At 55.9% G+C, this 14,235-nt stretch carries 12 protein-coding genes; 2 read left to right on the top strand and 10 right to left on the bottom strand.

Going from position 1 to position 14,235, the window contains the following annotated elements; all coding sequences use genetic code 11:
• The first annotated feature begins 229 nt into the window (after positions 1-229).
• Positions 230-1,288, top strand: coding sequence for an SHD1 domain-containing protein (locus tag Pan97_RS15035; RefSeq protein WP_144973890.1), 1,059 nt, complete (start codon positions 230-232; stop codon positions 1,286-1,288).
• A gap of 319 nt (positions 1,289-1,607) precedes the next feature.
• Here the strand turns inward: Pan97_RS15035 and Pan97_RS15040 are convergent, their stop codons facing one another.
• Entirely contained in the window at positions 1,608-2,228 is a 621-nt protein-coding gene (locus Pan97_RS15040; RefSeq protein ID WP_144973892.1) for an RNA polymerase sigma factor, read from the bottom strand.
• 198 nt (positions 2,229-2,426) lie between these two features.
• Between Pan97_RS15040 and Pan97_RS15045 the strand changes: the two genes are divergently transcribed.
• On the top strand, positions 2,427-3,863 hold the full coding sequence (locus Pan97_RS15045; protein ID WP_144973894.1) for a hypothetical protein: 1,437 nt from the start codon (positions 2,427-2,429) through the stop codon (positions 3,861-3,863).
• A 4-nt stretch (positions 3,864-3,867) separates the two neighbouring features.
• Here Pan97_RS15045 and Pan97_RS15050 read toward each other — a convergent pair whose 3' ends face one another.
• From Pan97_RS15050 to Pan97_RS15090, 9 genes are all read right to left on the bottom strand, one after another.
• Positions 3,868-4,923, bottom strand: coding sequence for a tetratricopeptide repeat protein (locus Pan97_RS15050; protein WP_144973896.1), 1,056 nt, complete (start codon positions 4,921-4,923; stop codon positions 3,868-3,870).
• Between the two features lie 199 nt (positions 4,924-5,122).
• Positions 5,123-5,653: a hypothetical protein gene (locus Pan97_RS15055; protein WP_144973898.1), complete on the bottom strand. Its 531-nt coding sequence runs from the start codon at positions 5,651-5,653 to the stop codon at positions 5,123-5,125.
• A gap of 159 nt (positions 5,654-5,812) precedes the next feature.
• Positions 5,813-6,784 carry a type II secretion system F family protein gene (locus Pan97_RS15060; RefSeq protein WP_165698776.1) on the bottom strand — a complete coding sequence of 324 codons (972 nt, stop codon included), beginning with the start codon at positions 6,782-6,784 and terminating at the stop codon, positions 5,813-5,815.
• A gap of 7 nt (positions 6,785-6,791) precedes the next feature.
• Positions 6,792-7,757: a type II secretion system F family protein gene (locus Pan97_RS15065; protein ID WP_144973900.1), complete on the bottom strand. Its 966-nt coding sequence runs from the start codon at positions 7,755-7,757 to the stop codon at positions 6,792-6,794.
• A gap of 26 nt (positions 7,758-7,783) precedes the next feature.
• A complete protein-coding gene (locus Pan97_RS15070; RefSeq protein WP_144973901.1) occupies positions 7,784-9,103 on the bottom strand; it encodes a CpaF family protein in 1,320 nt (439 codons plus the stop codon).
• Between the two features lie 315 nt (positions 9,104-9,418).
• Positions 9,419-10,666 (bottom strand): nucleotide-binding protein, encoded by a 1,248-nt coding sequence (locus tag Pan97_RS15075; protein ID WP_144973903.1) that lies wholly within the window; start codon positions 10,664-10,666, stop codon positions 9,419-9,421.
• A 95-nt stretch (positions 10,667-10,761) separates the two neighbouring features.
• Positions 10,762-12,402, bottom strand: a complete 1,641-nt coding sequence (locus Pan97_RS15080) for a type II and III secretion system protein family protein (RefSeq protein ID WP_144973904.1) — start codon at positions 12,400-12,402, stop codon at positions 10,762-10,764.
• 59 nt (positions 12,403-12,461) lie between these two features.
• Positions 12,462-13,646, bottom strand: a complete 1,185-nt coding sequence (gene cpaB / locus Pan97_RS15085) for a Flp pilus assembly protein CpaB (RefSeq protein WP_144973906.1) — start codon at positions 13,644-13,646, stop codon at positions 12,462-12,464.
• Positions 13,647-13,833: 187 nt separating this feature from the next.
• Positions 13,834-14,208 carry a TadE/TadG family type IV pilus assembly protein gene (locus Pan97_RS15090; RefSeq protein WP_196782111.1) on the bottom strand — a complete coding sequence of 125 codons (375 nt, stop codon included), beginning with the start codon at positions 14,206-14,208 and terminating at the stop codon, positions 13,834-13,836.
• Between the last annotated feature and the right edge of the window lie 27 nt (positions 14,209-14,235).

The following is a 14,235-nucleotide window of genomic DNA, read 5'->3' on the forward strand; positions in this document are numbered from 1 at the left end:
CCACATTTTACATTTGACATCAGACCACTGATATTTGTATCATCTTGATACCTCTATCGGGTAGTTGCACCTCTCAGGAATTGGGTGGATATCACGTGGTTGCCATTTGAGAATTCCTGAGTGATCACGGGAACCTGATAAGGGCTTCCTCCTTGAACGTTCCGTTTAGACATACACCGCGCAAGATTGCTGCGACGGTGATTCATCCAGCTTACGGTGGGAGCTTGCTATGAAAGCCAGCACGAACGCCATCTCACTCTTTGTTTTCGCCTGCCTTCTTTCCAGCGTCATGGCGGCGGAAGTCCGCACCTGGACCGACTCGTCGGGCAAGACTCTTTCCGGGTCGTTGGAAGAAGTCACCAGCGATGGCAAGGTGAAGATCAAGTCGAACGGGCAAACGTTCACCATTCCGATTGAACGATTCAGCGACGAAGATCAAAAGTACATCGATTCGCAAAAAGAAGAGATGGAAAAAGAGGACTCCCCGTCTCGGCGTCGTCGCAAGAGCGATCTGTTTGACTATCGCCAGTGGAAAGACAATCAGGACAACGAGATCAAGGCCAAGTACGTCCGGATGTTCGAGGGTCAGGTAGTCTTGCTGCAAGGCCGAACGGCTCACAAGGTTTCGTTTTATGATCTGAGCGACGAAGACCAAGTCTACTTGCGCACTGAACTGGAAGCCCGCGGTGAGGAAAGTCAGATTCCTCCCCCGCCTGCCGGTGGCGGTGGTTCCGGCGAGATCGCTGGAGGTAGTGCCCCCTACGACCCACGCATGGGCAATCAAGTTGCCGCGCCGCCAGCCTATGCTCCGCCGGCGATGGATGACTTCGCCAAGCGCCAGCAGGAAGAACACGAACGAAATCGTCGCGAGATCGAAAAGCAACAGGCCGAAGCTCGTCGCGCCATGGAAGAAGCGCAGCGCAAACGCGAAGAGGAAGCGCAGCGCCGTCAGCGTGAGGAAGAAGAACGAATTCAACGGGAAAACCAGCGGCGTGAACAGCAACGCCAGGAACAACTGGCACGCATGAATGCGCCCATGGGTGGCCCAAGCATGCAGCCGCAGTGGGAAGAGTACAAAGAGTGCAGCAATTGTCATAAGCGAATCGACGGCAACATCGGCGCTGGTGACAACTGCCCGCATTGCGGCGTCTTTTTCGCATCCGAAACAGATCGCTTCGGTCGGACGACGAAAAAGGTACCTGTTCCGTGGTACTACGGTGCACCGATCCCGATCGGCTTGATCGTCTGGGTGGTGGTCGCCGTTATTCGTAAGATGGGCAGTTCGTAAGCCGAACCCCGTTCAGCCTATGGCAGAGACCAACCAGTAGCGGGATCTTCCCCGGTAAGGCTCCGCTATCTCTTTTTTCGGGCCTCGAGAATGGCCTGAATCAGCGGCTCCGGAACAGACGCGGGAACTTCGTCCTCTGCGTATTCTTTGCAGCACGAAACCCCTAGACGTAGCGCCGTCCGGTAGTTTTCCAGGTAGTGCTCACAACACGGACAACGTGAGAGGTGCGTTTTCATGACGCACATCACATCGTCGGGCAAATTACCTTCGAGGTAATCACCCATGAATTCGTATAGTTCCTTGCAGGTCAGTTTCATCGTTAGTATCCGCCATTCATGTGCGGATCCAACAGAGTTTTTAGTGCTTGCCGGGCACGATGCAGCCGCGTCTTGACGGCTGAAACACTCATGTCGAGTCGGGCCGCGGTTTCCTCGGTACTTAATTGTTCGATGTCACGAAGCAGCAAAACGGTTCGATAACTTTCCGGCAATTCTTCAATTTTTTGGCGAACCAAGTCCCGTGTCTCGCGACTTTGGACAGCCGTGTCAAAGGTAATCGCCCACGAAGGTTCCGCCCGATCGCGATGCCCGTCGGAAACGAAGTGAGGGAGCAAATCCTCGACCGGCTTTTCGGGTTTCCGCTTCTTGGTGCGCAGCTTCATCAGGCACGCGTTGACCACAATTCGATGCAGCCAGGTGGAAAGCTTCGCGTTTCCCTCGAAGTTTTCGATTGCCTTAAACGCGGACAGAAACGCATCTTGCACCGCGTCCTGGGCATCCTGGTCTTGTCCCAGGAAACGTTTCGCTACCACCAGCATACGACCGCTATACGCACGAACCAAGTATTCGTACGCGTCGTCCTCTTGCCGCTGAAGAGCTTCGATAAGCTCTTCTTCGGATTTCCAAGCGCTCGTCGGCAGTTCTGATCCGGTGCTGTCCATAATCGCCAAAAATAACAGATGCCATCTTGGTCGTCTACATTCCCATATTGTGGCTTATTCCGCGCAACTTACGAGACACCTTGACACCGACAATGGGATTAGGACTTGAATTCTTCGCCTGTGGATGCCAGAGTAAAACCACTGGTCGGACACGGCAATTTGAGATTTTTTCTCGCTAACTTAGGGATACGGCCACTCGTGCGATTTTTCTCCGTAACGCTCGCCATCCTTTTCCTGGGAATCGGAAACTACTGGCTTTGCCCAGCACTGTTGGCGGAGAACCTCCACTTTTCGATCGGCAGCGCCGAGATCACGCCGGACGTTCAAGCCCCGCAAGCGGTCTGGATGGCTGGCTATTATCCTGGACGGGCCGCCACAAGCGTTCACGATCCCCTCTTTGCTCGCGGCATGCTTCTTTCAGACGGGCAAACCAAGATTGCCCTTGTCAGTTTGGACCTGATCGGCTGGTCTTACCCATCCACGATCGCCATTCGAGAGCAACTGCCCGAAATCGATTTCGTGGTCATCTGTAGCACGCACAATCATGAAGGGCCAGATACGATCGGCATCTGGGGCGAGTCGTTCATCAAACGGGGTGTCGACGAACAGTACAACCAGCACGTCGAGAAAACGATCGTGCACCTGGTCAAACGACTCGATCAATCTCAGCAACCCGTCACCGTTGAATTCGCCACGATCGATCGACCTGACCTGGTTCATGATACACGTCAACCCATCGTTATCGACCCAACCATTCGTGTCCTGCGTTTCCGTTCCCAAATGGATGGATCGACGTTGGGACTATTGGTCCAAGGGACGACACACCCCGAATCGCTGGGAGCACGAAACACGGCCATCACCGCCGATTTTCCCTGCTACACCCAAAAACGCCTGAAGCAACACTTCGATTGCCCAACGGTTTACGTCAGCGGGGCGATCGGCGGGCTCATGACGCCGCCAGCCGCTGGCATTGTCAATGACAAAGGCTGGCCAGTTCGCTTGACGACGTTTGCGTATGCCGAAGCCTACGGCAACGAGGTCGCGGATGCGGTGGCCGAGGCACTGGAGAAAGGTCAGCCTGTCGATCTCACCCCATTTCGCATCCTCCGCAAGGAAATTGCCATTCCGATCGACAATCCCCTTTATCGCCTGGCTCGATCGTTGAATGTCATTCGCCGCGTCAGCTACGAGTGGACCGGTCAGCCGGAAAGTTGGGGCAAGCGCGTCACGCGGGAATTTCGTCCTGACCGAGCGGCTGCCATTACCGAGGTGAGCTTACTTCAATTAGGAGACGTCAAACTTCTCGGAATCCCCGGCGAACTCTACCCTGAACTCGTCTTTGGCAAGATCCCCAACCCCGCGGACGCGAACGTTGACTTTCCCGAGGCACCACCCGAACCCCACATCACCCGATTCATCGGGGACGAACCCTATCTGCTACTAGGTCTGGCCAACGACGAAATTGGCTACATCATTCCTAAGAGACAATGGGACCGAGAGGCACCCTACGCATTCGGCCGAGGGGCGCCGCAGTATGGCGAGATCAATAGCTGCAGCCATGAGGTGGGTCCCATCATCATGGACACCTTCGCCGAACTATGCCAGCGAGCCCAATCGCCCACTGGCGAGCCATGACCGATTAGCGAACCGGTGGAAGAAGACGCGGCGGCTCCGATTCCGGAGCGGGTGGAATCTTCGACGATTGCGATGGGACCACAACCGGGGAAGACTTTGTCTGACGAGGTTGATCGCTAATGAACATGGTGTTCGTTTTGGGCATCGGAGCGGTGCGTGGGTCTTGCCCGGCGATCTGCTTGCCTTGAATCCGTTGCAGCATGTCGGCGGCCTGCGTCAGATTGGCGTCCTGTTGCAAAGCGGCCTCGAAGTTGGCGACGGCACCATCATGGTCTCCCTTGCGATACAGCAAGAAGCCCAGGTTGAAGTGTCCCTTGGCTTTGCCGTGGGCATAAACAAGCTGCGAAAGGGCTTCGTCCGGCCGACCGGCATCAACCAGAACCATGGCCAGGTTGTTGCGATATCGCGGATCTTCTGGGGCACCCAGCGTAGCTTGATGGAACTTGGCCATCGCCTCGCCCTTGCGGCCCATACGCGCCAGGCACAATCCCATGTCGTTGCAAATCGTCGGATCTTTCGGGTGATCCTTGTCGGCCATCTGGTAGATCACCAACGACTCGTCCAGACGCTGCGTGCGATGCAGCAGACGAGCGTAGCTGATCTGGGCCAGGCGGCTTTTGGGGAATTTCTCCAGGCACGACTTGTATTGACGTTCCGCACCTTCGAAGTTGCCGCTGTTTTCCATCATCCGAGCAGCGCTCAGGTAGACATTGGCGTTGATCTCGTCCGGCATGCTCGACAGGCTGATCGGGTCATTTTCGACCTGAGGCTGTCGCGGTTCGGATGTGAAGAAGCCAGAGATCGAGTCACCAGCCTTCTTGAAAGCTGAGCTGATCGAACCCGAGCCGTCTGATTCGCCGGAACCCGTGAACTGGATCAATCGAAACGAGCTGCCTTCGTTGCTATCGGTAGCGATCGGCTTGTCTTGACGGATCGGTTTTGGACGATCCGCTCCAAGCCCGAAAGAAGGTGCGAGAAACAGACCCTGTAGTGCCAGGCCTGTGCAGATCAGGTCGCGTCCGCAGTTGGTCCAGACGCTTATTGCGATTTTCTTTTGCATCGATCCCTTGCAGGGCCCAATTGGGCCTATGCCTCCATGCACTGAGTTGGGTCGGCCGCAGGCACCCCGCTAGCAAATGGGTGCCCACAATGAATAGTCTCCATTCATTGCATCGGCATTTTGCCCTGGCTTCTCAAGCAATTTGCGCAAACCACGAGCGCAGTGCTTCCGCGGTCTCTGAGATGACGGTCGTTTCAGCTTACTGCTCGGCGAATGCTGGCAGGCGAGGTGCGGGGATCGAGGAGCGTTCGCGACGCCAGATATCGTCGATATAGTCGGCAGCACGGCCGGTTGGTTGATCAGGGCTCACGTAGATGGCCACGGCTTCTGGATTGCCCAGCATTTCAGCCAAACCAGCTTTGACAGCAGTGATTCGAGCTTCCGTTTCCTGCCTGGTAAATCCCTGCATTACGAAAATATCGCGGCGACCTTCGACGTTGGTCAGGATCGAACGAATCTTCATCATGCCAGCACGGGTGAGTTCGCCGCTCTCTTGATCAAAGTAATGATCGCTGAGTGTATTCTGCAGGCGAATGCCGGTGGCCGTCATTTGGGCGTAGTAGTTGTTGACCGAAGCGCGGTCTTGTTCCACAAAGGGAGATGGCCAGCATTTGTTGCGGGCATAATCCAAGTGGGCGCGATCCCAAAACTCGTTCCATCCCGCCTGACTGACGGAGCAGAACAGCAAGGTTGCCATAATGGATTGGGTAAAGAGGGTGCCGATCTTCATGCGTGGCCGCCTTCCGTGGTGTCTCGGGGGTCGTTGCGCCCCTGCTGACCGAGGGCGCAATGGTTCATTCAGTGAAACCATCGGCCATCAGACGGCCAAGCCAACACAACGGAAGGCCTGGCCCGTACGACGCGTAGAATCGTTAAACTCTACTCAGGCCTACGAGTTGGCCGCCATCATTGGTAGCATCTCGCGAATCACCGTGATCGCGGCTGGTCCGACGAGCACGACGAAGATGCCAGGGAAGATGAAGAACACCAGTGGAAAGATCATCTTCACGGCTGTCTTGGCGGCCTTTTCTTCGGCGATCTGGCGGCGACGGGTTCGCATGGCATCACTCTGCACGCGTAGTGCCTGGGCGATACTCGAACCAAACTTGTCGGCCTGAATCAGGATCGCGGCGAGCGAGCGAAGGTCTTCCACGCCGGTTCTTTGACCGAGTTCATGCAAAACATCGACGCGAGCGCGGCCCATCTGCAACTGGAAGTTGCACATGCCGAACTCTTCGGCGATCACGCGGTAGGTCTTTTTCATTTCCTCGGCAACGCGACGCATGGCTTGATCGAGACCAAGACCAGCCTCAACACAAACGACCATCAAGTCGAGTGCGTCAGGTAGACCACGGAAGATCTGTTCCTTGCGGGTTTTGCCCAGATACCACAAACCGAGTTCTGGAAGATAGAAGAAGAAGCCAAGCACAAGGGCGGCCTTCAAAATGCCGAACAGCGAAAAGTCGCCCAGCACGAAGAACGTACCACCACCCAAGACCAGGCCGGCGATCAATCCGGCAAACTTCAAACCCAAAAAGGTCGTCGGTGCACCCTCGCTGCGAAAACCAGCGTGCGAGAGCTTGTCCTTCAGTTTCAGGGCGTCTTTCTGGTTGGTTGGCTGCAGCGGCCTGGCCAGCGAAGGGGTGGCCTTCTCCAGCACTTTGCCCAGCGCGTTTCCTTTGGAACTCTTTTCGCCATTGCGTCCGCCGCGCTGGTAGGGGTCTTTCAACCCGTCCAGTCGGTCTTCGGCACGGCTTTTGTCCTTCATCAACATGTCCGCGAGGAAATAGATCCCTGCCGCGAACAAGCCGAATACGCTTACCGCAATGATCAGAACGCCATTAGCACCGGAATCAAACATGGCTAGGTTACACCTTGATATCGATAATCTTTTGAATCACCCAGGCACCAATCAATTGCATGACGATGGCACCGGCCAACATTTTTTGACCAAGGGGATCGGTAAACAGTGTCATCACGTACGTTGGGTTGAGGTACCACATCACGGCGAACAGTGCCGGCGGCATACCCAACAAAACGATGCCGGAGATTCGACCTTCCCCGGTAAGGGCCTGAATTTGTCCAAACAATTCCATACGCTGACGAACGAGTCGACCGATCTTGTCGAGAATTTCCGCCAGGTCACCACCCGTCTGACGCTGCAGGATCACGGCCGTTCCGAAGAACTTGAGGTCGAGGTTCGGAACGCGTTCGGTCATGTCGACGATGGCTTCTTCCAACGGCACGCCCAGGTTTTGCGATTCGAACACCTTGCGGAATTCGCCGCCGATCGGGTCGAGCATTTCTTCGCTCACCAGGTGAAAACCCGCACCCAAGCTATGCCCGGCTCGCAAAGCACGAGCGATCAGTTCCAAGGCATCCGGCAGTTGGTTACCGAACTTGGCCAGACGCTTGCCTCGCTTGAACCACACGTAGCCCAAGGGGCCGACGCCCAGAATGATTGCCAGCAGCGGGCTGATGTAGAACGGCAAGCCCAACAGGAACGGGACCACGGCCCCAGCACCCGCCAACCCTGCGGTCAGCATGATGAAGTTGGAGACGGAGGTTTCCATGGCGGCCTGGTCCAGGAACAATCGAAGATTGAAGTGTCGCGAAATGAATTCTTCCAGGGCGCCATCGTTGCCGTCGGAGAGCCGGGTGATGCCTCCCCCTTGCTGCTCTCCTTTGCCGCCTTCGGCTTTGCCCTTGCCGGTCAGAATCTCGAGACGACTCTCGATCTCAGGGTTGGCTTCCCCTCGAAACAGAATCGCTACCGCGCCGACCAGGGTGGCCACACCAACGAAAACCGTAATGAGTACTATTAGCGTCAACATGATCGCTTCTCTAATCAGTAACTGGGTTAGTCTTCAAGCATCATACGTTCACGGAAGGCACTGGCCGGCAAGCGAACGCCGGCCGATTCAAGACGTTCCATGAAGTTGGGGCGAACGCCGGTCGAGATGAAGCGGCCACGTGCGCGGCCCGTTTCATCAATTCCGGATTGCTCGTAACGATAAATGTCTTGCATGACGACCGTTTCCTGCTCCATCCCGATCACTTCGGTGATGTGGGTCACGCGTCGCGGACCACCTTGCAGACGGTTGGCCTGAATGATCAAGTCGACGGCGCTGGCGATCTGCTGTCGCATCGCTTTGACCGGCAATTCAAAGCCGGACATCGAAATGAGCGTTTCGATACGGGCGATCGCGTCACGCGGCGTATTGGAGTGAATCGTGGTCATCGAACCTTCGTGACCCGTGTTCATGGCCTGTAGCATGTCGAGCGTTTCGGCACCACGACACTCACCGATGATGATTCGTTCAGGACGCATACGCAGGGCGTTTTTCACCAGGTCGGTCGCGGTGACGCCACCCTTCCCTTCGACGTTTGGCGGGCGTGTTTCCAGCCGCACGACGTGTTCCTGTTGCAGCTGAAGTTCCGCCGCGTCTTCGATCGTCACGATACGTTCGGCGCCGCTAATGAAGCTCGACAGCGTATTCAAAAGCGTCGTCTTACCAGAACCGGTACCCCCGGAGATGATGATGTTCAAACGAGCCTTGATGGCCCCTTCCAGCAGCATCACCATTTCTGGCGTGAACGCTTTGTAGTTCAAAAGGTCTTCCAACTTCAGCGGGTTGGAACCGAACCGACGAATGGAAACCGCCGCTCCATCAAGGGCAAGCGGCGGAATGATTGCGTTAAAACGCGACCCGTCGGGGAGACGCGCGTCGACCATCGGGCAGGTTTCGTCGACGCGCCGACCTACCTTCGATACGATGCGGTCAATAATTTGCAGGAGGTGTTCGTTGTCGCGAAACTTGACGCTGCTCAATTCGAGCTTGCCACCCTTTTCGCAGTAGATCTGGTGCGGACCGTTGATCAGAATATCGCTGATCCCGTGATCCTTCAGCAGCAACTCCAGCGGACCAAGGCCGAACGTTTCGTCCAGAACTTCTTCAATCAGACGTTCCCGTTCGGTGCGATTGAGCAGAGTCTCTTCCGTATCGCACAGGTGTTCGACCACCAGGCGAATCTCTCGCCGCAGAACTTCCCCTTCCAACTCGCCGATCTTCGAAAGGTCGAGCTTGTCCACAAGCTTCCCGTGGATTTTACGCTTGAGGTTTTCGAATTCCGCTTGTTTCGAGTTCGATGCTTTAGGATCCGTTGCCGCTGATCGCATGATCCGATTCCTTCGTCTTCTGAAATGCTGCCAAGGACTCTCTTACCGCTGTGACACTTCTCGCTTTGAAGTAGCCAGTCGACAGGATTGATCGAGACAACCGCTTCGTTGCAAATCGTCGATCATTGGACGGAGCTACCCTAGGAGACAGGGGCCGCGCTAAGCGAACGCCAGGCTACGGTCCCTGAAAACATAGCTCACGTAAAGTTGCGCGAGAGGCAGGAACTTACGAAATTGGCAAACCGCACGGGATGTGCGGTCGCTATAACCTTCGCGGATTGCAAGAGATAATCCACGCGTGTTGATGCAGCGATATTATTCAGCTGCCTGGGCTTCCGATTCTTCCGGCTTTGCGGCCTTTTCCCCCTTCGAAGAGAGGAAGCCGAACCATCGACCAATTCCCGATTTTCCACCGGCGTTTTTCTTCGTGCCATCGCCGGAAAGCGATTCAGCCAAACCAATCAGGGCCTGGGTGATCCCCGCCCGCGGAGCCTGCTCGATCAATGGCACCCCGTTGTTGCGAACTTCGACCATCACACGGTACTCGTTGGGAATCTGCCAGTAGATCTCGCTACCGATCGTTTCCTGGGCCTTCTTCAGGCTGATCTCGCCATTATCCAAACCGACACGGTTGACGATGACTTTGGTCTTTTCCTTCATCCCGTCGATCTCGCTGAAGCTCATCATCAGACGAACCACGTTCCGCAGGCACGGCAGGTCCAGTTGAATGGTCATCAGGTTGATGTTCGCTTCCTGCATCGCCACGATATCGAGCGAAGAGTACGACTTCGACGTATCGATGATCAGATGGGTGAAGGTCGCTTTCATCAGACCGATAACTCGCGACAAGTCATCGGGGCTGATCGGAGCTTCTTCTTGCAATTGTACCGGGCGCGGCAACAGGTAAAGCCCGCTGCTATGACGGGTCAGCGAACGCTTCAGCAAGTTGAAGTCGAGTCGCTTGATGTTTTGTGCTACGTCCAGCAGCGTGTAATCGGGAATGGTGTCGAGGAACACATCGCTATCCCCCAGGGCCAGATCGAGGTCGATCAGGGCGACGTTGTTACCTTCTTGAGCGGCAAGGATACAGCCCAGGTTGACGGCCATGCTCGTCGAGCCGACGCCACCGGTCGCACCACATACGGTGATGACCTTGCAGCCGCGAGTCTTGGATTCACCTTTACCGAAGCGGTGGTGCCCAATGCGTTCCAGGGCGCTCACCAGATCTTCGATATCCAGCGGCTGCGTGAGAAACTCTTTCGCGCCGGCACGCATCGCTTTGAGAATCAGCTGGCCGTCGCTGGAACCGCTGATGACCAGGATGCTGCATTCAGGCGTATTCTCGTGCACTTCACGAATCAAACGAATGGCTTTCTCAGGATCGGAGTCGATCGCAACGATACCGATATCGGGATTCGTCTGGCCGACAACGTCGGCGAAGAATTCGTAGCGCGAGCACTCGGCTTCCAGCCATACAATGTCCATGCCGAGAAGTGTCGATTTTAACGATTCTCGCGATGAGTCCTTCGGATCGACTAGGGCGACTCGTAATACATTGCTCATAGCGAAACGCACTTTCCTGACACGACACGAAACAATACGAAAAGAATTCCCTCAGGGCTTTGAGGGAATTCTAGTACGCAAAATATGCGTTCGTGCTAAAAATCGAGCGTATCATAGCCCGATGGACCAATCATCGAGGGCATGGGCCCCGTCGGTTGAACCGGTGTTGACGATTGACCGGAAGAAGGTTGCACGCCTGGGTTTGGCTGAATCGATACCGGAGTCGTTCGTCGTCCCGAAGGAGTATGAACACCTCGCATCTGCGTGTTCGTTTCGAACTTCGGTGCCGGGGCCGAGGTTGGCGATGGAACTTCCATCAGCGGGGTGCCTGGCTCGATCAGTTCTCCTTCGATCACGGAAGGACCCGATGGACCGATCATGCCGGTTTCGTACGATCCTGGACCGCAGTTAGGCACTTCCATGTAACCTCGCCAGTACAGCTCGGTATCGTTGAGCGGACCGCTTGAAGTTCCTGGCATGGCACATGGCTCTTCGCCTGGATTGAGTGGACCAACCAACTCTGGAGTCACGATGATCAGGAGCTCAACTTCGTTGCGTCGATCCTGCACGCGGCGGAAAGCGGCACCGGCCCAGGGAATGTCGGCCAGGTAAGGAATACCGCGGTTTTCGGTTTCGATCTTTTCCTGAATCAAACCAGCCAGGGCAAACGTTTGACCGGCCTTCATTTCGACGGCCGTGTCGACCCAACGGGTGCGGAAACCAGGCGTACCATCGACCGCCAGGCTGGAGTCGACTTCGCTGACCAATGGGCGGACTTCCAGACGGATGTTGCCATTGCCCAGGACGATCGGAACCACGTCGACGCGGGTACCAAATTCCTTGAACTCGATCGAAGTCGTACCCAGACCGGAAGCAACCTGAATCGGCACTTCACCACCGGAAAGGAAGCTGGCCGGACGGCCGCTCATCGCGTTGATGGTTGGCTCGGAAAGCAACTTGGCCAGGTTGTTCTGACGCAGTGCTTCGACGAATCCAAAGAACGAGCTGTTATTGCCAATCACGCCGAAGGTAACCGTGTCGGCACCAGTCGAGGCGATCGTGCCGCCCCCTTGAGCGACGCTGGAGATAATGCCGCTGACGCTTTGTACGATGTAATCGTTCCCGCTGATCGCAGCCCAGTCAAAGCCCATCGTACGGAGTTTGGTTCGCGAAACTTCGTAGACCTTCACCTTCAGCATGACCTGCTGAACGCCACCCACGGTGATGTTATTGATCACTTTGGGGTAATAGTCTTCCGCCATCTGCACGATGCGGTTGATCGCGTCAGGTCGATCAACAAAGCCTGAGAGCACCACGCTGCTGGCCAGCGGACGAACCTTGATGGATGCGTTTGGAAATTCGCTTTCCAGAAGCATCTGCAGTTCGCGGCCGTCACCGATGACGATGACGTCAACCGTGAAGATCGTGCCGTCTTCCGCCCACAGGTTCACTTGGGTGACGCCTGGCTTCAGGGCCGAGACCTGTATCTTGTTCGGCGACAGCGGCGTCAACCGAATGAGATCCGGGTTGTTGACCTGAGCCTTGGGGATCTTCTCATCCAAGGTAAAGATGCGGCTGGAGTTAACAATCATCTCCAACCGCTGATTTGGATTGGCGACCTGAAAGTTGACGCCGGGGGCCTCGTTCTGAGCTTGAACGCTTCCGCTTAGTGCGGACAGCATGATCAAAGCTGCGGTCGTGACAAGCTGTCGCGCGAAGCGGTACTTGGTAATCATCCGTGATCTTCCTTGCGCCGAAATTACGATTTCCCAATCCGTGGAAAAATCTGGACGTGTTAGGCGTCGTCCGGTCCAAAGTCTGTATCCGACCCCGCTGGCATGGAGTCACTATCGTTATCGCTGGGCTTCATATCCACGCCGTCCGCGGAACCATGGTCCACTGGCTGCGATGGCTTTCCGACCGTGCCAGGCGGCAAAGTCGGCATTGGTGCTGGCATCGACGTTCGCATCGTGCTCGATCGGCTTGAAGACGAGCCGGGGCTCACCTCCATTGGAAGTTCTTCGTTTTCGCCGAATTCAAAGCGTCGCACTCCATCCGGGCTGAGCAAATCCATCGTCCATTCCGGTTCCTGCGGGGCGGGCATGGCGCCAACCGTAGGCGATGTGAGAGCGGCTTGCGAGTTCTTCAGGAAATCGAGGAATCCACCGCCTGATGGCTTTTTGTCTTGAGCGACAGCTGGTTGCTTGGGCTGCTGATCGTCCATGTCGGGATCGGCATTCTCAGTGATACCCAGCAACTCCGCGATGGTGGCATCGTCCGTCGTGCCCGACTCGTCGTCACCCGTTTCATCTGGTGGACGCAGCGACAAGCTCAAGCTTCCCAATCGCGAGGCAAGCACGAGGATTTCGACTTGCTTCGGGGTCACCAGCAGCGAGACCGTCTTGGCGGCAATCGAGTTGCCCTGCGAATCGGTTTCGCGATGAATTTGTTCGTTCACAGCAAAGACGCGGCAGTTCGTCAGAATCGTGCGAGTCATTTGCTTCTTTTGGCTTGGCTTGTTCTGGTTCATCACTTGCAGATAAACCAACACGTCAACGCGGTCGCCGGGCAGAATCAAACCGGAAGCCGAGCTTTCAGCGGTCACGCGAACCGAGTGAACGCGATACCCTTTCGGGATCAGCTTGGAGGCACCCTGGTCTTCGTCCGAGCCAAAGAGCTTGCCTTCCAAAATGACTTCGCCGGCGAACAGACGCGAACGAGGACGACGGTCTTCGACGTTCTCCAACTCGCGAATCGCACCTTCAGGAATTTTATCTGCTGGCCATGGCTCCAGCTTGATCATCTCGGGCTTGATCTGCTCGTTGATGTCGATGTCCTCGAGCGCGACGAAGATGTTCTCCATTTCGACTTGAGGTACCGGCTGAGCCGATTGCTGCTCGAGCACCTGGCTGATGCCGATCGAGGCAACGAGCCCGCACCCGAGTGCGATGATGATCAAAATCAGTGATTTAGGACGCATGTGCTTTTCCTTAGTTCAGCTAGCCTCCCTGCCGGTTTCTGCTAGCTCCTCAGGCCCCTGTCATCGCGATTGCGATGTATGGGGTTTCATCGGGACGCCGAGGTCAGAAGCTCACAAGTAACGTTCTGAGTCGGACGATCAATGCGTTTGGCAATTCCCGAACAATCGGAATAAATTGCATCAACGATCATTGAACGGTTTCTCTCCGCATCGAGGTCTTCGCTTCCAAGGTTGTCGATCCCAGGTACATGGGAGACGGCAACCAGCTGACCTCGGAAAACGGAATCTGTACGGTTACGGTCACGGCCCCGCCAAACCCAGCGTTCTCTGGCGGGTCAGGAGAAACAGTGACGTCGGCAGCGCCACTATCGACGGCTGCCGAATCGAGGAATTCATTGACCGCCGAGACAACCCCGGAGGTAGTCGCTCCGTCCAAAACAGCTCGGCGAGCCCCTTCGCGTGACGCGTTGGTTATCACTTGCTGCACCATCACCATGCGACCGTACTCGATCATTCCGAAAATCAGCAGGAAAAACAGCGGAGCCACAATGGCAAACTCCACTACCGCTGCCCCTGATCGTTTCAATCG

This window comes from Bremerella volcania (assembly GCF_007748115.1).
Classification (GTDB): Bacteria; Planctomycetota; Planctomycetia; order Pirellulales; family Pirellulaceae; genus Bremerella; species Bremerella volcania.

Bases quoted from the DNA above. Each gene is read 5' to 3' on its own strand.
- Pan97_RS15080 (WP_144973904.1), bottom strand. From the start codon at position 12,402: ATGATTACCAAGTACCGCTTCGCGCGACAGCTTGTCACGACCGCAGCT.
- Pan97_RS15060 (WP_165698776.1), bottom strand. From the start codon at position 6,784: ATGTTTGATTCCGGTGCTAATGGCGTTCTGATCATTGCGGTAAGCGTA.
- Pan97_RS15070 (WP_144973901.1), bottom strand. From the start codon at position 9,103: ATGCGATCAGCGGCAACGGATCCTAAAGCATCGAACTCGAAACAAGCG.
- Pan97_RS15040 (WP_144973892.1), bottom strand. From the start codon at position 2,228: ATGGACAGCACCGGATCAGAACTGCCGACGAGCGCTTGGAAATCCGAA.
- cpaB (WP_144973906.1), bottom strand. From the start codon at position 13,646: ATGCGTCCTAAATCACTGATTTTGATCATCATCGCACTCGGGTGCGGG.
- Pan97_RS15075 (WP_144973903.1), bottom strand. From the start codon at position 10,666: ATGAGCAATGTATTACGAGTCGCCCTAGTCGATCCGAAGGACTCATCG.
- Pan97_RS15065 (WP_144973900.1), bottom strand. From the start codon at position 7,757: ATGTTGACGCTAATAGTACTCATTACGGTTTTCGTTGGTGTGGCCACC.
- Pan97_RS15050 (WP_144973896.1), bottom strand. From the start codon at position 4,923: ATGCAAAAGAAAATCGCAATAAGCGTCTGGACCAACTGCGGACGCGAC.
- Pan97_RS15055 (WP_144973898.1), bottom strand. From the start codon at position 5,653: ATGAAGATCGGCACCCTCTTTACCCAATCCATTATGGCAACCTTGCTG.
- Pan97_RS15035 (WP_144973890.1), top strand. From the start codon at position 230: ATGAAAGCCAGCACGAACGCCATCTCACTCTTTGTTTTCGCCTGCCTT.